The 401-nt window shown below is 70.6% G+C and carries 1 protein-coding gene; it reads left to right on the top strand.

The window, feature by feature from the left end:
• Positions 1-401: fumarylacetoacetate hydrolase family protein (locus KBX53_RS35905; RefSeq protein ID WP_210864135.1), on the top strand; the 401-nt coding region annotated here is incomplete at both ends.

Here is a 401-nt window from a genome sequence, read left to right as displayed (position 1 = left end):
TGCCAAGGGAATGTCGTTCGGTGCCGTCGAAGGCGAACCGGGGGCCGGGCCGCAGGGCCTGACCATCGCCGAGATCGAGGGCCACCCGTTCGGCAAACTCTCCTTCAGTGGGGCCCGGTGGGCCCTTTCCGACGTTCGGCTGCTGTCGCCGATCCTGCCCAGCAAGGTCGTGTGCGTCGGTCGTAACTACGCCGACCACGCCGCCGAGCTCGGCAACGACGTGCCCAAGGAGCCACTGCTCTTCCTCAAGCCGTCCACCTCGGTGATCGGCCCCCGGGACGCCATCCGACTGCCGATCTTCTCCAAGCAGGTCGAGCACGAGGCGGAGCTCGCGGTCGTGATCGGGGCCCCCGGGGCGCGCCGCGCCGACCGGGCCGCCGCCGAACGCGCCATCTTCGGCT

This window comes from Micromonospora sp. M51, assembly GCF_018070305.1.
Lineage (GTDB): Bacteria > Actinomycetota > Actinomycetes > Mycobacteriales > Micromonosporaceae > Micromonospora > Micromonospora parva.
Note: the sequence above shows the minus strand (reverse complement) of the source record. Positions and strands in the feature narration are given on the sequence as shown.